General features: G+C 60.7%; 15 protein-coding genes. 14 read left to right on the top strand and 1 reads right to left on the bottom strand.

Features of this window, described 5'->3' with window-relative positions:
- The first annotated feature begins 111 nt into the window (after nt 1–111).
- The 11 genes from AAAX35_RS00560 to AAAX35_RS00510 all read left to right on the top strand — a co-directional run bounded on the left by AAAX35_RS00560 (nt 112) and on the right by AAAX35_RS00510 (nt 14,776).
- The gene (locus AAAX35_RS00560) at nt 112–642 is read left to right on the top strand and encodes a DUF6036 family nucleotidyltransferase (RefSeq protein ID WP_349116395.1); all 531 of its coding nucleotides are present in this window, start codon (nt 112–114) and stop codon (nt 640–642) included.
- Entirely contained in the window at nt 639–1,202 is a 564-nt protein-coding gene (locus AAAX35_RS00555; RefSeq protein ID WP_349116394.1) for a hypothetical protein, read from the top strand. Before AAAX35_RS00560 ends, AAAX35_RS00555 begins: the two co-directional genes overlap by 4 nt.
- Nucleotides 1,203–1,253: 51 nt before the next feature.
- Nucleotides 1,254–2,609: a DNA recombination protein RmuC gene (gene rmuC / locus AAAX35_RS00550; protein WP_349116393.1), complete on the top strand. Its 1,356-nt coding sequence runs from the start codon at nt 1,254–1,256 to the stop codon at nt 2,607–2,609.
- Nucleotides 2,610–2,732: 123 nt separating this feature from the next.
- Nucleotides 2,733–4,535 carry an ABC transporter ATP-binding protein gene (locus AAAX35_RS00545; protein ID WP_349116392.1) on the top strand — a complete coding sequence of 601 codons (1,803 nt, stop codon included), beginning with the start codon at nt 2,733–2,735 and terminating at the stop codon, nt 4,533–4,535.
- 63 nt (nt 4,536–4,598) lie between these two features.
- Nucleotides 4,599–5,264, top strand: a complete 666-nt coding sequence (nth, locus tag AAAX35_RS00540; RefSeq protein ID WP_349116391.1) for an endonuclease III — start codon at nt 4,599–4,601, stop codon at nt 5,262–5,264.
- Between the two features lie 118 nt (nt 5,265–5,382).
- Nucleotides 5,383–6,429: a zinc ribbon domain-containing protein gene (locus tag AAAX35_RS00535; protein WP_349116390.1), complete on the top strand. Its 1,047-nt coding sequence runs from the start codon at nt 5,383–5,385 to the stop codon at nt 6,427–6,429.
- A gap of 197 nt (nt 6,430–6,626) precedes the next feature.
- Entirely contained in the window at nt 6,627–8,105 is a 1,479-nt protein-coding gene (locus AAAX35_RS00530) for a hypothetical protein (RefSeq protein ID WP_349116389.1), read from the top strand.
- Nucleotides 8,106–8,327: 222 nt separating this feature from the next.
- The gene (gene mfd / locus AAAX35_RS00525; RefSeq protein WP_349116388.1) at nt 8,328–11,960 is read left to right on the top strand and encodes a transcription-repair coupling factor; all 3,633 of its coding nucleotides are present in this window, start codon (nt 8,328–8,330) and stop codon (nt 11,958–11,960) included.
- A gap of 211 nt (nt 11,961–12,171) precedes the next feature.
- Entirely contained in the window at nt 12,172–13,035 is an 864-nt protein-coding gene (locus tag AAAX35_RS00520; protein WP_349116387.1) for a phosphatase PAP2 family protein, read from the top strand.
- A gap of 45 nt (nt 13,036–13,080) precedes the next feature.
- A complete protein-coding gene (locus AAAX35_RS00515) occupies nt 13,081–14,106 on the top strand; it encodes a beta-eliminating lyase-related protein (RefSeq protein WP_349116386.1) in 1,026 nt (341 codons plus the stop codon).
- A gap of 79 nt (nt 14,107–14,185) precedes the next feature.
- On the top strand, nt 14,186–14,776 hold the full coding sequence (locus tag AAAX35_RS00510; protein ID WP_349116385.1) for an N-acetyltransferase family protein: 591 nt from the start codon (nt 14,186–14,188) through the stop codon (nt 14,774–14,776).
- Between the two features lie 21 nt (nt 14,777–14,797).
- Here AAAX35_RS00510 and AAAX35_RS00505 read toward each other — a convergent pair whose 3' ends face one another.
- Nucleotides 14,798–15,520, bottom strand: coding sequence for a GntR family transcriptional regulator (locus AAAX35_RS00505; protein ID WP_349116384.1), 723 nt, complete (start codon nt 15,518–15,520; stop codon nt 14,798–14,800).
- 205 nt (nt 15,521–15,725) lie between these two features.
- On the opposite strand from AAAX35_RS00505, the gene AAAX35_RS00500 reads away from it, so the two are divergent.
- The 3 genes from AAAX35_RS00500 to AAAX35_RS00490 all read left to right on the top strand — a co-directional run bounded on the left by AAAX35_RS00500 (nt 15,726) and on the right by AAAX35_RS00490 (nt 19,305).
- Nucleotides 15,726–16,718: an SIS domain-containing protein gene (locus tag AAAX35_RS00500; protein WP_006235139.1), complete on the top strand. Its 993-nt coding sequence runs from the start codon at nt 15,726–15,728 to the stop codon at nt 16,716–16,718.
- Between the two features lie 397 nt (nt 16,719–17,115).
- On the top strand, nt 17,116–18,198 hold the full coding sequence (locus AAAX35_RS00495; RefSeq protein ID WP_349116383.1) for a DMT family transporter: 1,083 nt from the start codon (nt 17,116–17,118) through the stop codon (nt 18,196–18,198).
- A 183-nt stretch (nt 18,199–18,381) separates the two neighbouring features.
- Nucleotides 18,382–19,305, top strand: coding sequence for a PTS mannose/fructose/sorbose transporter subunit IIAB (locus tag AAAX35_RS00490; RefSeq protein ID WP_349116382.1), 924 nt, complete (start codon nt 18,382–18,384; stop codon nt 19,303–19,305).
- Nucleotides 19,306–19,340: the final 35 nt, after the last annotated feature.

Raw genomic sequence — 19,340 nt, 5'->3', positions numbered from 1 at the left:
TAGGACTTCTAGGGTGTTGGGATTATCGCCACGAGTAAAATTCTTGCATCCTGTGGGCCCTGTCGTGCGACTGAATAGTATTATTGAAGATGAATAATAATAGGATTTGTTATGTATAAGCAGGATTTAGAGCAGACTCTTTTGGGCATTGACGAAGAGGCAGAGCTGGAAATAGGTCCAAGAGACGACAGGCCGAGCGTTGTATTGGTGGGAGGAAGCGCCTTCATGCTAAACGATGTGACGAATCGGTCGGTTACACATGACATTGATGTGTTTGAGGCAGACAGGTGCCTCCGCGAGATCATAGCTCGATACCCCGAGGTGAACGGTATGGCGGTGGCATATTGCAACCAGATGCCATTCAATTACGAAGATCGTTTGATTCCGTTAGATATTGGGGCGCGTTTTATCAGGTACTTTACGCCATCCTTGGAGGACCTGGCGGTAATGAAGCTCTATGCCTATCGACCGAACGACATCGTCGATCTTCATAGTCAGGCATTCGTCGACCGACTTGATTGGGGGTTGCTCGAACGGCTTATATTCGACGAGGGAGAGGCGCTGGCGTCGTCGCCTTCGGAGCGGAGTTATCAAGAGATGGTCTGCGCATACAGGCAATACAAAAAGGAGGTGCTCGGTTGAATCTGACCTTTGAGGGATTCTTAAAAGGCTATTGCCGAGAGCTATCCGGACAGCAGTCACTGAGTTTTAGAAAACTGGTTGAGCAGGCGATGACGGTTGCGCCGCGCGTGGCGGAGCCTCTGTTTTTGCTCGCTTTGGCGCAGGGCAAAGCAGAATACGTTCTGGGTTTATCCGAGGGCTCGTGGATGGAAGAGGGTTACCGAGGCGTTTTGTCCTTGTACGGCCAAACGGGTAACCTGGTATCTCTATGCGCCGAAGACAAACTCCCTAACCGTTATGCCAACGTTTGGCGCGCGTATAGAGCGGCGAAGGAAAAGCCGGCGGCCGACAGAAGGGTGAACGCCCTGATGAGAAAGAAAACGCTGGAAGCATTGGAGGAATCGGGTGTAACGCGCTATGGCCTCTGCCGTGCTCTGCACCTGAATAAAGGAAACGTATACGCATACTTGGCCGGCGATGACTCAAAGGTGAGCAGGGAGACGGCACGCCGCATTATGGAATATGCGGAGGAGAGGGGCACCCAAGAAGGGGCCGGGCGCCCGGTGCGTGTGGCGGGGTAAGATTGATCGCGGTTTTGATTGATGATCGATTGGGTTTGTTGGGCGGAGACTATGTCTGCTATTGATATCGTGCTTGTTGTGATCGCCTTGGTGGCGGTGGGGGTTGCTGTGGCTTGTGCCCTGCAGCTCAAGGGCCTTCGCGCCGAGCTGCGGGAGCGTGGCGACAGTAGCGCGGAAACGCTGGCAGCACTCGAGCAGGCCAACAACGCACTCGATGCCCTGAACGTCGCGCTGGCCGAAACTCGCCGCACGGCCAATGCCATCGCGCAGCAGCAGACGACAGATGCGGCCGTGGAGCAGCAACGTTACCTGGCCATCGCACGCGAGTTCTCGCAAGCTGGTGACCGGATGGATGACCTGCGCCGCGAGACGGCCCAACAGCTCGGCGCCAACCGCGAAGGCATTGAGCATCGTCTGGACAAAGTGCGCGAGACGGTCGATGCCCAGCTGGGCGCTATCCGCAAGGACAACAACGTGCAGCTCGATCAGATGCGTGCGACGGTGGACGAGAAGCTCTCCCGCACGCTTAACGATCGCCTGTCGGCATCGTTTAAGCAGGTGAGCGACCAGCTCGAGGCTGTGTACAAGGGTTTGGGCGATATGCAATCTATCGCCACCGGCGTGGGCGATCTTAAGCGCGTGCTGGGCAATGTAAAAGCGCGTGGTATTTTGGGCGAGGTGCAGCTGGGTGCAATTCTGGCGGACATTCTTACACCCGACCAGTATCTGGAAAACGTCGCCACCAAGCCCGGCGCCTCGGAGCGCGTTGAGTTTGCCGTCAAGCTGCCGGTGGACGAGGGCGACCCCGTGCTGCTGCCGATTGACTCCAAGTTTCCGGGCGACGCGTACGAGCATTTGCTCGACGCGCAGGAGTCGGGCGATGCGGAGACCGTGGCGGCTGCGCGCAAGACGCTCGACACCATGGTCAAGCGCGAGGCCAAGGATATCTGCGAAAAGTACCTGAGTGTGCCGGCAACGACCAACTTTGGCATCATGTTCGTGCCGTTTGAAGGACTGTACGCCGAGGTCGTCAGCCGCCCCGGGCTTATCGAGACCCTGGGCCGCGACTATCACGTCAACGTTGCCGGCCCCAGCACCATGGCGGCCATTCTCAACAGCCTGCAGATGAGCTACCAGACGTTTAGGCTGCAAAAACGTACCGACGACGTGCTGCGCGTGCTCTCCGCCGTCAAGGCCGAGCTGCCGCGCTATCAAAAGGCGCTGCGCCGCGCCCAGCAGCAGATCGAGACCGCGGGCAAAACGGTCGAGGGCATCATCACCACGCGCACTAACGTCATGGAGCGCAAGCTCAAGGACATCGACGCGCTGGAAGATGCCGAGGAGGCCGACGAGATTTTGGGGCTTACGTCCGCGGAGCTGCTCGCAGACCAAAAAGACGAGGACTAGCTGCATCTGACGGCGGGGCGCCTGTACGAGCACGGCGCGGACGCTTTTCGCATCGCGCTTGCCCGAAGTGCGCTTCAATGTGCAACAATGGCGATTCGCCCTATCAGATGCGAAAGGAAGCCCATGTCTCAGAGAAGCACCAGCCCGCTCAGCCGCTCCACCGTGCGCCGCACGCTGCAGCGGTTTTGGGGTGTCACGCGCACGCAGCCGCTGATTGTCTTTCTCTCGGTATTCTCGTCGGCGGGCTACATCTTTTTGCTGACGTTTGCCAATACCTATGTGATGGCCCTCATTGTCGACCGCGTTCAAGCCGGTCCCGTGGCGGGTGACCAGGTGTTTGAGGTCTTCGGCCCCTATATCCTGGCGCTCGTACTCGTTAACCTGGTGGGTCAGATCCTCTCCAAGCTACAGGACTACACCGTTTACAAGCTCGAGATCGCAGGCAACTATCACCTGGCGCGTCTATGCTTCGACACGCTCTCCAACCAATCCATGACATTCCATACCAGCCGCTTTGGCGGATCGCTTGTGAGCCAGACAAGCCGTTTTATGAGCGGCTACACGGGTCTGGTCGACGTGACGGTGTATTCGCTCATCCCCACCATCACCTCGGTCATCTGCACCGTGGCCGCACTCGCCCCGGTGGTGCCGACGTTTACCGTGATCCTGGTGTGCATCATGGTCGTCTACATCGCGTTTGTCTGGCTTATGTACAAGCGCATCATGCCGCTTTCGGCCGCGACGTCCGCCGCGCAGAACAAGCTCTCGGGCGTGCTGTCCGATGCGGTCACGAACATCTTGGCCGTCAAGACCTGTGGGCGCGAGGATTTTGAGCGCGACCTGTTCGATGCTGCCGACCGCGCCGCGCGCGATGCCGAAACGGTATCGATGCACGCCATGATGCAACGCAACTTTACGACCTCGGGCCTTATCGTCATCACCATGGCTGTGGTGAGCGTGTTCGTGGCGGGCGGCAACGCGTGGTTTGGCATCTCTGCCGGCGCGCTCGTCATGATCTTTACCTATACGTACAACCTCACCATGCGGCTGAACTACGTGAGCTCCATGATGCAGCGCATCAACCGCACGCTCGGCGATGCGGCCGAGATGACGCGCGTCCTGGACGAGCCGCGTCTGGTGGCAGACGACGAGAACGCCCCCGAGCTCAAAGTGACCGAGGGCGCGATTGATTTTGAGCACTTGAGCTTTGCATACCGTGACGCCGCGGCGGGCGAGGGTGTGTTCAACGACCTGACGCTCCATGTGGCGGCGGGCCAGCGCGTGGGCCTGGTGGGCAAATCGGGCTCGGGCAAGACGACACTCACCAAGCTGTTGCTGCGCCTGGACGACGTTCAGGGCGGCCGCGTGCTCGTGGACGGCCAGGATGTCTCGCGCTGCACGCAGCAGAGCCTGCGCCGCCAGGTTGCCTACGTGCCGCAGGAGGCGCTACTGTTTCACCGCTCCATTCGCGAGAATATCGCCTACGGCCGCCCCGATGCCACTGACGAGCAGATTCGCGAGGCCGCGCGCCTGGCCAACGCGACTGAGTTTATCGACCGCTTGCCCCATGGCTTTGACACCATGGTGGGCGAGCGCGGCGTTAAGCTTTCGGGTGGTCAACGCCAGCGCGTGGCCATCGCCCGCGCCATCCTTACCGACGCGCCGATTCTGGTGCTCGACGAGGCGACATCTGCCCTCGACAGTGAGTCCGAGGCGCTGGTGCAGGAGGCGCTCGAGAACCTGATGCGCGGCCGCACCTCCATTGTGGTGGCGCATCGCCTGTCCACCGTGGCGGCGCTCGACCGCATCGTGGTGCTGGCGGACGGCGAGATTGTCGAGGACGGTACGCATGCGCAGCTTGTCGAGGCGGGCGGCGAGTATGCAAGCCTGTGGGGTCGCCAGACTGGCGCATTTTTGGAGGCTTAAAGCCCCCGTACGTGGGACAATCGTTTCCGTGAAGTTTTGTTTCTGCCGAGCCGAGGAGTCGTTATGCCACGCGAGACCAATGCCGCCAAACGCGAGCGCGCCATCGAGGTGTGCGAGCGCCTTAACCGTCGCTATGGCCCGGTCGAGTGCTTCTTGGACCACGAGAATCCCTTTAGGCTGCTCGTCGCGGTACTGCTCTCGGCGCAGACGACCGACGCGCAGGTCAACAAGGTGACGCCCCAACTGTTTGCCCAGTGGCCAACGCCCGAGGCCATGGCCGGGGCAAGTGTGACCGACGTGGCGGACACCATTAAGTCACTCGGCTTTTATAAGAGTAAGGCCAAGCATGCCGTGGAGGCCGCGCAGATGATCGTTGCCGACTACGGCGGCGAGGTACCGGCCGACATGAAGGAGCTTGTAAAGCTGCCGGGCGTGGGGCGCAAGACAGCGAACATCGTGCTCAACGTGGGGTACGGCATCGTGGAAGGCATCGCGGTGGATACGCACGTCAACCGCATCGCGCACCGCCTGATGCTGAGTCCCAAGACGCACGCCAAAGAGCCGCTCAAGACCGAGCAGGATCTGCTCAAGATCTTGCCGCACGAGTATTGGGAGTCGGTCAACCACCAGTGGATTACCTTTGGCCGCGAGATCTGCGACGCCCGCAAACCTAAGTGCGACGAGTGCCCACTGGCAGACCTTTGCCCCAGCGTGCGCGTGACGGGGTAGGGCCCGGCACGTTTTGCCGGCGTCCGAAGGCTTTGGCCAATGTTGCGCAACACATTTGGGTCGCGAGGGCTCAATATGATGACGGCAGATGCCGTTTGTTGTAAGGGGATGCCCGAATATGTTTTGCACCAAGTGTGGCTCCGAGATGCCCGACGGAACCGATTTTTGCACGAACTGCGGGGCACGCATGGGCGCTGCCTCTCCGGCGGCCGCGCCTGCTGAGCCCGCACCGATGCCGGCGGCAGGGATGCCTTCCGTGCAGAAGAAGTCGTATAAGCGCGCGGTGATTGTCGGCATGTGCGTGGTGGGCGTGCTCGTTGCCGGCGGTGCCGCTCTGGCGCTGACCGGCGTGCTGGGTCCGCTTGGGCAGGGCAATTCATCGCAGATCACGGTGCTGGGGTCTGACGAGGGTTCGGCCGAGCTTAAGGACCAGGGAAGCGCCAAGGAGAAGCCTGCCGAAGAGCAAGAGGAGCCGGAAGAGCCCGGGCAGACGGGCAGCAGCGTAAAGGTCGACCTCAACGACCAGGCAACTTATGCCGCGGCGAACCTGTTCCTGTCGAACTTTACGGAGGAGCACTTCGATCGGGACTGGTATCAGGCGGGCGGCTTCGATTCGACTGACGGACTTTCTGATGACGAGAAATACAAGCTGGTCAAGTTTATCTGGTGCCATTTTATTGACAACGCGCCGTATCGAATCGAGAAAGGCGACTATGACAACGGTCACTATCAGCGCATGGCGACCGATGTGATCAATAGGGAACTCAATCGCCTGACGGGTCTGACGCTCTCGGATGCTGACATGACCTTTGATAAAGGGTCGGGTGGGCAGATGCTTGCCGATTCGGCCGAAGCGCATGACGGGTACTTGTATCTGAAGCAGGAATACGGCCAGGGAAATTACAACCCATCGTGTGCCATCGTTACGGGCGCGACTGACCTTGGCGACAACATCTACGAGCTCACCTATGAGGTTTACAGTGCTGGCGGTGCGTTACTTCCTTCCGACATCCCCGAGAGCACCTACGGCCTGCCAAAGGACCAGTTCATCGCCGCAATTCAAGCGGATGCATCCAGGGGCCGTACCGAAACTTGCACGGTCCGCGTCGCACAGGGTGACGGCGCCCCGACCTTCACACTGCTTAAAATGGGCGTCTACGATTAGACTCGGCGTATAGCTCACTCTGATAACGCCAGGCGACTCGTCCGTCTGGCGTTTTTGTTGCGGGGCTGGGCATGCGCTTGAGCTGGAGTATTTGTCGCCTCCTGCCGCCTCATGCAAAAATGTGTTGCTAATTTAGAAGCCTATTCACGCGCGCCGAAGTCGTGCGTGCTGGCGTAGCATGAGCAAAAAATCAAGCAATGGAGGGTAACGTGGCAACATTGAAGACGCGAGAGCTCGAAGATTATTTTGAACGCATCGTACGCACGCGCGAAGGTGACCTACCTGGTCGTCGCAAAGGCGACGAATACTTGTCTCAAACCCATGCGCTCTACCATGGTGATCCTGCGCCCTGGGCTCTGACGCCAAAGATATTCGACATGGATATGACGGCGCTTCTTAAGGAGGCCGCCGAGCGCATGTACGGCATTATGGACAAGGTGACGCGGGCGTTTTGTTCCGATGCCTCCGTGCGTGCGTGGTTTCGCATGGATCCGGCTTTTGCTGACCTGTGCGCTATGGATGCCGGCTATGATTGCCAAATTCCCCTTGCGCGTGTTGATATCTTTCTTGACGAAGATGCCGGTTCGTATACGTTTTGCGAGCTCAATACCGACGGCAGTGCCGGAATGGTAGTGACCGATGCGGTCTGTCAGGCGGTGCGAATGACGCCTTCCTTTGAGGAATTTGCATCCGACCACCCCGGCTTTCGGCAGTACGATTTGTGCGGTAGCTGGATAGACGCATTGTTTGAGACCTATGCAGAGTGGAAGCTGGCCCATCCTCGCCGCACCGAGGATAGTGCACGATCGGACGACGGGGCCCGCGTTGACGAGGGGCTCTATGCACCGCAATCAAAAATATATCCTGCTTCGGTGGCAATCGTCGACTATTCGGAAAGCATCGACTTGGAAGATGCGGCTCATTTTGTCGACCTTATGAGGCGACGGGGTGTGGTGGCGCGCTTTGCGGATGTGCGCGACCTGCGGATTGGCGAAGACGAGAGCGGTGCTAGGCGGCTGTGCGATGCCGCCGGTCCTATTGATTGCGTTTGGCGGCGCGCGGTGACCGGCGAGCTGTGGGATAAGCCGTGCGACGGACGCTCGGCCTTAATTGAGGCTGCCCAAGAAGGGCTCGCATGCGTCGTCGGCGGATTTAGAACGTGGCCGTGTGCGACTAAGACCGTATTTGCATTTCTGTGGTCTCGGGCCGGTCAGTCCTTGTTGAGCCCGGAGGAGCAATCGTTTGTACGGGAGCATGTGCCCTATACCGAGATTTTGGACGAAAGCGCCCAGTTGTCGAGATTTGCCGAAAAGGATCGATGGATTGTCAAGCCGTGCGGCGGCTACAACGCGGTTGGCGTTGTTGCCGGCTTGGATGCCACGGAACGGGAATGGTCCCAGGTGCTTGCTCGCGCTGCGGCCGCTGGGGCGATTGTACAGGAGTATGCTCAGCAGTATCAGACTCCCTGCTTGCGCGGAACGCTTGTCAATGGGCCGCATCGAGGAGAGGCACCCAAAGGACTTGTGGATGATCTCGGTTTTGCGCCCGCTTCTAATATGGAAGGCCTGTACCTGTATCGCGGTCGTTTCGCGGGCGTGTACACACGCGTCGGCTTTGCCAACACCATAGGCGAGTGGACGAGCCGCTTGAACGTTGCGAGCTTTTTTGAGGAATAGCCGTTTCTTGGGGCACCTTCCGTGGTTGCGGCGTTCGAAGTGACGGGGAGATTTTGGCGAAGCCGATGAGCCCGGTTCTATCTGGCGTTTTTGTTGCGGGGCCGGGCGTACGCTTGAGCCGGAGTCCTCTCCATGCGCTACCATGACAGGCAACGAATTTGACGAACGACCCGCCGAGCTTGCCTCGGCGGGCTTTTGGCGTTGCAATGCCGGAGGAACAGCATGCTCATTCACCGTATAGCCGCGCAGCTCTACACTGCCGAGGCGCTGCAGACCGTCGAGGCCGGGCTCGATTCTGGCGAGGACGTGACGCTGGCCGTGTCTCAGTCGGGCCGCACGCTTATGGCGGCCGCCCAGTTTGCGCGTCGTCCGCGCCCGACGGTCTACATTGTGAGCGGCGAGGATGCGGCCGATCGCGCCGCGCGCAGCCTTGCCGCCTATGTGGGCCTGGCGCACGTGTGCCGCTTTCCCGAGCGTAAGGACTATCCGTGGCGCGAGCAGGCGCCCGACGACGCCGTGGTAGCGCAGCGCTGCGAGGCGCTGGGGCGCATCGTGCGCGGGGACAACTGCATCATGGTCGCCTCGGCTCGCGCGCTGCTGCGTTGCGTGCCGCCGGTCGAGAGCCGCTATTGGGAGTCCACGACCTTTGCGGTGGGCGAGGAGATTCCCTTTGACGAGGTGCCGCAGCGCCTGGTGGGCATGGGCTACACCAATGCCGGTGCCGCCGATGCGCCCGGTCTGTTCCGCGTGCACGGTGACACCGTCGAGGTGTTTCCCGCGCAGGAAAAGGCGCCCGTGCGCATTGAGTTTTTCGGCGATGAGATTGACCGCATCCGCCGTATGGTGAGCTCCACGGGCCAAACCATCGGCAACGAGGACAGTATCGAGATCTTCCCCTGCCGCGAGCTGGCGCTTACCGACGATGCCGTCCACAACATGCATGTGGCGCTCTATCGCGCCAGCCAGGACGACAGCAAGCTGGCGGCGCTGCTCGAGATGGTGGATGCGCGCATCGTCACGCCCGAGCTCGACCGCTTTTTGCCGGTGATGTACGGCCAGACCGTAAGCCCGTTGGCGCACGTGAGCGGCAAGGCACTCGTGGTTCTGTCCGAGCCGCGCTCGCTGTTCGACGACTGTCTGCGCGCCTACGAGGATATTGAGGCCCGTGCCGGCGAGGCAGGGATTGACCGCCTGGATGGTCTGTACGTGCGCGCCCAACAGCTCGATTTTGGTGCCCAGCAGCGCCTGAACTACGTGAGCCTCATCCGTGCCGGCGGTGCGGTGACGGCCGAGCTCAAGATTGAGCAGCCGGCCATCGCAGGCTCGGACAACCGTTTTATGACGCGCATCCAGGAGGTCGTGGGCAAGCGCTATGCCTGCGTGTTTGCCATCCCCGACCGCGGTGCGCGCGAGTCGATGGAGCTCACCTTTGGCGACGAGGGCGTTACCTTTGAGGAATCGCTGACCGCGGCGCCCGAAAATGTCGGCGCTATCGGCGACCGCGTTCGCGTGGCAGCGGCGGATTCCGCCGACCGTGCCGCACGCCAGGAGGCTCATGCTTCCATTCGCGAGCGTAAGGCCGACGCGCTCAACGCCCGCTCGCTCGAGGCGGGCGCCGCGCAGGCTGCCGCCGGCGCCGCCGTGCCCACTATTTCGCGCGGACGTGTGACCTTTGTCGATGCCGCCTTGCCGCAGGGCGTGGTGGTGCCCGATGCCAACCTGGCCGTGTTCTCGATCGCCGACCTCAACGCCCGCATGGACGCCAACCGCGCGCGCAGCCGCCGCAAGGTGGACATTACGCAGATCACGTTCCCGTTTAAGCCGGGCGATTACGTGGTGCACGCTACCCACGGCATCGCGCTCTTTAGCGAGATCGCGCGCCAGGAAGTGGGCGGCAAGGAACGCGACTACTTTTTGCTGGAATATGCCGATGGCGACAAGCTCTACGTGCCGCTCGAGCAGGTCGACCGCATCACGCGCTACGTTGGCCCCGACGGCGACAAGCCGCGCCTGACCAGGCTCAACACAGCCGACTGGACGCGCGCTACCAACAAGGCGCGCAAGAACGCCAAAAAGCTGGCGTTTGACCTGGTCGACCTGTATACGCGCCGCTCGTCGATTACCGGTATCGCCTGCCCGCCCGACACGCCCGAGCAGATTGAGATGGAGGAGAGCTTCCCTTACGACGAGACGCGCGACCAGCTGGAGGCCATCGCCGATATTAAGGCCGACATGGAGGCGCCCAAGCCCATGGACCGCCTGCTCTGCGGCGACGTGGGCTTTGGCAAGACCGAGGTCGCCCTGCGTGCGGCGTTTAAGTGTGTGGACTCCGGCCGTCAGGTCATGGTGCTCTGTCCCACGACCATTCTGGCCCAGCAGCACTACGAGACCTTCTTTGAGCGCTTTGCCCCGTTTGGCCTCGAGGTCGAGGTGCTCAGCCGCTTCCGCACGCCGGCGCAGCAGAAGCGCGCGCTCAAGGCGTTTGCCGAGGGCACGATCGATGTGCTCATCGGCACGCACCGCTTGCTTTCGGCCGATGTGAACCCCAAGAACTTGGGCCTGGTGATCATCGACGAGGAACAGCGCTTTGGCGTGCAGCACAAGGAGCAGCTCAAGAACCTGCGCGAGCAGATTGACGTGCTCACGCTCTCGGCCACGCCGATTCCGCGAACCATGCAGATGGCCACGAGCGGCGTGCGCGACATGAGCCTGATCACGACGCCGCCGACCGGGCGTCGTCCCGTGATCGTGCACGTGGGGGAGTACGACCCCGACGTGGTGAGTGCGGCGATTCGCCTGGAGGTGGGTCGCGGCGGTCAGGTGTACTACGTGTCCAACCGCGTCAAAACCATCGACGACGCCGTGGCGCGCGTGCACGAGGCCGCGCCCGAGGCGCGCGTGGGTGTGGCGCACGGCAAGATGAGCCCGCGCGAGGTCGAGGACGTGATGATCGAGTTCGCGACCAAAAAGATCGATGTACTCATCGCCACGACCATCGTGGAGAGCGGCATCGACAACGCGACCGCCAACACGCTCATCATCGAGGACTCGCAGCGCCTGGGTCTAGCACAGCTTTACCAGCTCAAGGGCCGTGTGGGCCGTTCTGCCACGCAGGCCTACGCGTACTTTATGTTCCCGGGCGAGCTACCGCTCACCGAAGAGGCCACGGCGCGTCTGACTGCACTTTCCGAGTTCCAGGACCTGGGCAGCGGCATGCGCATCGCCATGCGCGACCTGGAGATTCGCGGCGCCGGCTCGCTTATGGGCGCCGAGCAGCACGGCAACCTGTCGAGCGTGGGCTTTGACCTGTTTACGCAGATGCTGGGCCAGGCCGTGGCCGAGGCGCGCGGCGATGACGACGCCGGCGTGGAGGCGGCGAGCGTGGGTATTAACCTGCCGGCCGACTACTTCTTGTCCGAGGAGTACCTGCCGGCGGTGGACCAGCGCGTGCTCGTGTACCGTAAGCTCGCAGCGGCCGAGGACCTAGAGAGCATCGATGAGGTGCAGGAGGAGACCGAGGCTGCGCATGGCGAGCTGCCGCTGGCGGGACTCAACCTGTTCAATCGCGCGCGTATCCGCATTCGCGGCGAGCGCCTGGGGCTCGAGAGCGTCACGCTCAGTGGCGGCCGCATCACGTTTTTGGGCGTCGACGTGCCCAAGAAGGTGGCCTTTGAGCTTAAGACCCGCTATGGCGCGGTGAATTTCCCCAAGAGCCGCAAGCTGTCGGTGCCCTACAAGGCGGGCGCCGGCGCGGGCAGCGGCCTGGGTCGCGGTCTCGACGCCAACGACGGCACCGGCCCCGTGGCCGCGGCGCTCATGCTGCTGCAGCAGTTGGGTGCTAGCGACGACGACTAGCGGGTCGACGCTGCAAACGCTCCATTTGGGCAATCTGACCCTCACTCGTCGGTCGCGTACGCAAGTACGCTTCCCTCCTCCTTCGGGCCACCTTGCCACAAATGGAACGTTTTCGCTCACTTATGCTCAACCTGTAAGGGTATTTATGGGACAAAGCTATCTTTGCCCCACCATGTTGCGGGTCGACCCTTCGCCCGACCGAAAGGAAAGCATGTTCGGATACATCTATAAGAAAGATGTCGCCATTATCGCGGTTGTCCTGTGCCTTTGTCTGGGCGTTGGCAGTTTCTTTGATTATCAGATCTCGAGCGCGCTGTTCAATATCGGCAGTATGTACGGTCGCCTTATCGAGGCCGCCGGCGAGCTGCCGTTCGAGCTGACGGCAAGCGTCGCGGGCGTTATGCTCGTACGCGCGGTGCGTCCCGACTCCAGGGGGAGCAAATGGCTCGCCGTGCTCGGCATCCTCGTCAACGTTGGCCTGGCCGGCTACGAGATCGTTTCGTCCCTGCGGGTTGGCGGTAAACTCATTGCCGTTCAGCTGGTGCTGACGTTTGTGCTGGTGATCGCCGCCAACCTTATCGTCTATCGCCTCACGTGCGCGACCGAGCCTGACGAGCTCACGCGCTGGGCGTTGATGGTGCTTGCCGTGTGGGTCGCTCAGGCCATTATCCTCAACGTGATCGTCAAGCCGCTGTGGTCGCGCCCGCGCATGCGCGTGATCGAGGTGACGCAGGGGCTCGAGTTTCAGCCGTGGTGGGTAATCGGCAACCCCGACAAGTGGAGCTATATTGCGGCCGGCGTAATCAAGGACGGCTTTAAGTCGTTCGCGAGTGGACACACGGCGCACGCGGCGATTGGCCTTATGCTCGCCGGGCTTCCCGCGGCGGCCTTTAAGGAAAAGCCTTCGCGTCGTCGCGTGGTCTTTTGGGTGGCGGCGGCCGTCGCGGCGCTCGTCGCGTTTGGTCGCATCGTGATTGGCGCACACTTTTTGAGCGACGTGAGCTGCGGCTTTGCCCTGGTGCTGGCGCTTGAGTGTCTCGCCGCGCGCATTGCCTATCCCAACGGCGTACAATAGCTCCGTTTGAATCATCTGGCCGATACCCGGTAAGAGAGGATTGCCATGCTCGCGTTCAACAACGATTATTCCCACGGCGCACACCCGGCAGTGCTGCAGGCGCTCGTCGACACCAATATGGAGCCGCAGCCCGGCTACGGTACCGATGCGCACACCGAGCGTGCCAAGCAGCTCATCCGCGAGGCCTGTCAGGCGCCCGATGCCGATGTGTTTTTGCTGGTGGGCGGCACGCAGACCAACGCGACGGTAATCGACATGCTGCTCGCGCCGTACGAGGGCGTCGTTGCTGCTGAGACTGGCCACGTCGCCTGTCACGAGGCGGGCGCCATCGAGTTTGGCGGCCACAAGGTGCTTACCATTCCCGGCTACGAGGGCAAGATGCACGCCGAGGACCTCGAGAGCTATATCCAGGTGTTCTACGAAAACGAGAGCTACGAGCACACGGTGTTCCCAGGTGCCGTGTACGTGAGCCTATCGACTGAGTACGGCACGCTGTACTCCAAGGCCGAGCTCGCGGCGATTCACGCAGTGTGCCAGAAGCGCGAGATTCCGCTGTTTGTGGATGGCGCCCGTCTGGCCTATGCGTTGGCGGCCGATGAGTGCGACATTGCTCTGCCCGAGCTGGCGCAGCTGTGCGACGTGTTCTACATCGGCGGCACCAAGTGCGGCGCGCTCTGCGGCGAGGCTGTGGTGTTCTGCGGCATGCACGCCCCGGCGCATCCCATTCCGCGCATTAAGCAGCACGGCGCGCTGTTGGCCAAGGGCCGCCTGACGGGCGTGCAGTTTGAGGCGCTCTTTACCGATGGCCTGTATTTTGAGATTGGCCGTCAGGCGATCGAAACCGCGCAGGCGCTTCGTCGCGTGCTGCACGAGCACGGCTACCGGTTCTTCTTGGAGACGCCGACTAACCAGCAGTTCGTGATTCTGCCCAACGAGGACATGGCGCGCATTCGCGAGCATGCGGCGATTGAGTACTGGGAAAAGTACGACGAGACCCACACGGTGGTGCGCTTTTGCACCAGCTGGGCCACGACGCAGGAGGATATCGACGCGTTGGCGGCTGTCCTGTAGCCTGATGTAATGACGGGGGGGGCCGCCTTGCGCTGGGTTTGGCGCAAGGCGGCCTCTGTTTTTGAGGGGGAAGGGTTGTATGACCGAGATGTCCGAGCCGACGATTCGCCTGGCGACGCCCGATGATGCGCCGGCGTTGCTTGCCATCTATGAGCCGTATGTGCGCCAGACGGCGATTACCTGCGAATACGAGGTGCCGGGCGTTGAGGAGTTCGCCGGGCGCATCGAGCGTACGCTCAAGCGCTATCCGTATCTGGTGATGGAGCTGGACGGGCGTCCGGTAGGTTATGCCTATGTGAGTCCGCTCAACAGCCGCGAGGCATATGACTGGTCGGTCGAGACGTCGATCTACCTGGCGCGCGACGTGCGTCACGGCGGGCTGGGCCGCAAGCTGCACGATGCGCTCAAACAATGCCTGGTCGCGATGGGCATCACCAACATGTGCGCGCTCATCGCCGTGCCGCACGATAAGGACGACGAGTACCTGACGCACAACAGTCAGGACTTCCATGCCCATATGGGATATCGCTTGGTGGGTGCTTTCGACCGCTGTGCCCAAAAGTTCGGCCGCTGGTACGACATGTGCTGGATGGAGTTGGTCCTGGCCGAGCGCACACCCAACCAACCCAAGCCAACCTGGTTCCCCGACCTCCCCAAACCTACCATTTAGGGACAGGTTTATTTTGACAGGTTAGCCGATGGGTTCGGTGTATTTGGCGCGGTCGGTGCGCTGGATGCGCTTGGAGACATGGAGCGGTCGGCCGTCGGTGTCGTAGACGTAGTCGGTGATCAGGATCAGCGCCTGCCCGCGCTCAACGTTGAGCAAAAACGCTTCGTTTTGCGAGGCATAGCACACCTCAAAGGTCTTATGCCCCTGTGCCGGCGCGCGATGGAATTCCTGGCGCAGCGTGGCGTAGAGCGAACCGTTGATATCGCGGTCGATGAGCGTCTCGAAGCTTGGCGGCAGGTAGGTTGTCTCCAGGCACAGCGGCGCGTCGTCCAGGTAGCGCAGGCGGACAAGTTTGACGAGCTTGCTGCCCACGGCGGCGTCAAAGAATTTAGCTATGCTGCCGGCCGCCTTGGCAAAGCCCGAGTCCACGGTGCGCGTGGTGGGCTTCATGCCCTGGCCTTCGACCTGCTTGGTATAGCTCGAAAACATCAGGTTGTTCTCGAGGAGCGCGGGCGTGTCGGCCACAAAGGCGCCGCGCCCGCGCTCGGTTCGAACCAGACCCTCATCAACGAGAACCTTAAGGGCGTGGCGCACGGTGCTGCGCGACAGCCCCGATTCGTCCATGAGTTCCATCTCGGACGGCAGCTTGTCTTCGCGTGCGTAGATGCCGGCGGCGATGCGGTCACGCAACATGCCCGCCAAGCGCTCGTATTGGCTCAGTTTCTTTTTAGACGAAGCGTTCATGTGATCAACCTGTATCTAACTTGTATGCCTATCTAAGCAAGCATATATTCAATACAACAACAAAACCGCTGGTAGCCAGTTGTCGAAAACCGCATCAGCAAAATATCTAAGACAAATATAGCATACAACTAGTCGACATAACCAAAACATGTATGTAACTTGTATGCCATCGAGAGCATCAAACGAGAAGAAAGGCTGATGCACGATGACTACTCAGGAACAGGTTAAGGACGTCGTCTCCCAGGTTTTGGCTGACAAGGCTGACAAGGGCGGCATCAAGCGCGTCGTGTGGATTGGCGCCGGCGGATCCAACGGCGGCAACTATCCTGCCCAGTACTTTATGGAGCACGAGGCCACGCAGGTCGTGAGCTCCAGCTACACCAGCAACGAGTTCGTGCACGCCACCCCGGCCTACGTCAACGAGAACACCCTGGCCGTCGTCGTGTCCATGCGCGGCACCAAGGAGACCATCGTTGCCGCCCAGGTCGCCAAGGACCACGGCGCCAGCACCATCGCCATCTATGTTGACGAGTCCGGCCTCACCGAGGTCTGCGACTACAAGATCCAGTACGACAGCCTGGCCGTCGATGAGTCCTGCATGGGCCGCACCAACTCCGCCGTCGTGACCATGATCGCCATGGAGCTCACGCAGCAGACCGAGGGCTATGCCGAGTACGAGACCGCTATGGCCGCGTTCGACTTGGTCGACCCCATCTATCGCAAGGCCGTCGAGTACACCCGTCCGCTCGCTGCCAAGTGGGCCGAGCAGAACGCCGACAAGCCCTGCATCAACGTCATGGCTCAGGGTCCGCTCTTTGGTGCCGCCTACGTCTTTAGCATCTGCAACGTGCAGGAGATGCTGCAGATCGACTCCTGCACCATCAACACCTGCGACTTCTTCCATGGTCCCTTCGAGATCCTGGACAAGCGCACCTCGCTGTTCCAGCTCATCAGCGTCGGCCGCAGCCGCTGCAACGACGAGCGCGGCATCCGCTTCGTCAACCAGTACGGTGGCGAGCGCGTCTATCAGCTCGACGCCAAGGAGCTTGGCCTCAACGACATCAAGGACAGCGTGAGCGAGTACTTCAACCACCTGATCTTTGCGCCGATCCTAAACAACGTGTACATGCGCGCGCTCTCTGCCGTCACCCACAAGGACTACATGACGCGCCGCTACATGTGGAAGCTGGATTATTAGTTACGGCGTTTTACCAAACGCCGTAACGGCTCGACGCTGCAAACCCACCTGAGCGGCAATCTGCCTTTCAGCTTCAGCGGCATGACCAGAAGGTCAATGCCGCTTCGCTTCAAGGCACCTTGCTCGCTCAGGTGGGTTTTCGCTGGCGTTGCCAAAGCATCGGCGTCGCCTTGGCCCAGATGCGGCACTTGGAGACGTTCGGCACTTGGGGACAGTCCTAGTCATTGGGGACAGGTTACTTTGCACCAAGTTGGCGCATATGAACCTGACCCCTTTGCACCAATGGGTTGTAGCGGTAGAGCAGATTTTTCCGCTCGCCGATTTGTGTCTTGAAAAATGTATATAACGACTATAACGTAGTGTGAAACATATTGGAAACAATACCGAGGAGGCTGCGTTGAAGAAAAGCAATCTGGGCTATGTGCTGGTGCTGATCGCCGCGCTTATGTGGGGCAGCATCGGAATCTTTGTAAACGGCATCTCGGCCATGGGCGTTTCGTCCCAGAGCATGGCTGCCTTTCGCTTGTTGGTCGGAGCGCTTATCTTGGCGCCGGTCCTGATGTTTATGGGCTGCCGTCCGGGTGAGGGGTCTACCGTGGCTCAGGGTCCGCTGGCTCTGTTCAAGGCAAGTCCTAAAGAGCTCGTTCCCTGCGCGCTTGTCGGTATCGTCGGTTTGGCCGCCGCCAACACCTGCTATTACGAGTGCATGGGCGAGGTGGGCATGTCCACGGCCTCGGTGCTGCTCTACACCTCGCCGGTGTTTGGCGTCATGCTCGGCCGCGTGCTTTATCGCGAGGACGTGACCCCCAACAAGCTCGTTGCCATTGTCTTTAACATCGTTGGCTGCGTGCTTGCAGTGACCAATGGTGACCTTTCCGGTTTTCATTTTTCGGTTTGGGGCGTCACGTCGGGCGTGATTGCAGGCCTTTGTGGTGCGTCACTCGCGGTGTTTAGCCGGATAGCAACCAAGACGGTCCACCCGCTGGCTGTCACGTTTTGGGGCTTTGTTTTTGGCGGTGCGGTTATGGCAGCTATCGCGGCTCCGTGGCCGGATGTCGCCGCGGCAATGTCGCCACAGTTGCTGCTGCTGTTCCTTGGTTTTGGACTCATCCCCACAGCCGTGGCCTACATCCTATATATGCAGGGTCTGTCCATGGGACTCGAGACATCGAAGGTTCCCGTCGTAATGTCTTTCGAGACGGTCGTCACCGTACTGGTGGGCATTGGTGTCTATGCCGAGCCCGCCGGCGCGATCAAGGTCCTGGGCATTGTGCTGGTGCTCGCGTCCATCCTGATTATGAACACCGACTTCTCCAAGCTGCGCAACAGTGTGTTTGTCGGTCATGTCGTTGAGAGCATGACCTTTAAGCCCAACGCGTGGTGGACCGAAAAATCTCAGGACATGGATCTGTTTAAGGAACGCACGGGCATTGCCTTGGAGCCCACCGTGCAAGAAAGCCCCTGGTACTTCGTGCGATAGGGGGTTGCGCACGGCGTCCGACCTGGGGTTATCCCGCCGTCGCCGGCCTGCCCAGCTCCCACGTTTCAAGTGCGTTAAACCCGCGAACGGTCGATTTTCACCCGCAAACGGTCTTTATACTAATTAGCAATATAAGCAACGTATAAGACGTTATAATGACCATAACGAAAAGGAGGAGGCAAGATGAATCAGATCATTCTCGCATCTCATGGCGGCCTGGCCGCAGGCGCCAAAGACACGCTCGAGATGGTTCTCGGCGACGTGTCGAACGTCCACGTCGTGTCGCTTGCTCGTGACGACAAGGAGCCTATCACCGATAAGGTGGACGCCATGATCGCCACGTTCAACGCGGACGACACCGTCTATGTGCTGACCGATATGCTCGGCAGCTCGGTCAACAACAACATGGTCGAGCTTTCCAAGAACGGCACGAAGTTCACGGTTGTCAGTGGTTTCAACATTCCGCTGGCGCTCACGCTCGCTATGAGCCCCGTTCCCGTCAAGGGCGCCGAGCTCGCGGCCCTCATCAACGAGGCCCGCACCGGTCTGACCAACCCCAACGCGCCGGTCGAGGCTCCCGCGGCTCCCGCTAAGAAGGCAAAGGCGCCCCGTCACAGCTCCGGTCCCGCCAAGATCGTCCTCGCACGTCTTGACTACCGTCTGCTGCACGGCCAGGTCGTCTTTACCTGGACCACCAAGGTTCAGGCCGAGCGCATCATCGTCGTCGACAACGCTGCCGCCAACGATGACATCAAGAAGGGCGCTCTTAAGCTGGCCAAGCCTCAGGGCGTGCGCCTGAACGTCTTCACCGTCGAGCGTGCCCTCGCCAAGATGGACAAGCTCAACACCCTCGGCGAGCGCGTCATGTTCGTCTTTGGCAACACGGCCGAGATGCTGCAGTTCTGCCAGGGCTACAAGCTCGACGCCATCAACCTGGGCGCCACCGCCAACCACGACGGTGCCGATCAGGTCGGCGGCAAGGACAGCTCCGTCTTCCTCGACGCCAACCAGAAGGCCGACGTCAACCAGCTGCTCGACATGGGCATTAAGCTCTACGTCCAGCAGACCCCTACGTATCAGAGCGTCGACATCGACGCCAAGCTGTAATCAACCAGGCTTTTGCCTGACTGAAAGGAGAAGGG

Origin of the sequence: Collinsella sp. CLA-ER-H11, from assembly GCF_040092445.1 — a bacterium.
In the GTDB taxonomy this organism is placed as follows: domain Bacteria; phylum Actinomycetota; class Coriobacteriia; order Coriobacteriales; family Coriobacteriaceae; genus Collinsella.
The sequence above is the reverse complement of the archived record's forward strand: the minus strand, read 5'-3'. Positions and strand labels throughout refer to the sequence as shown.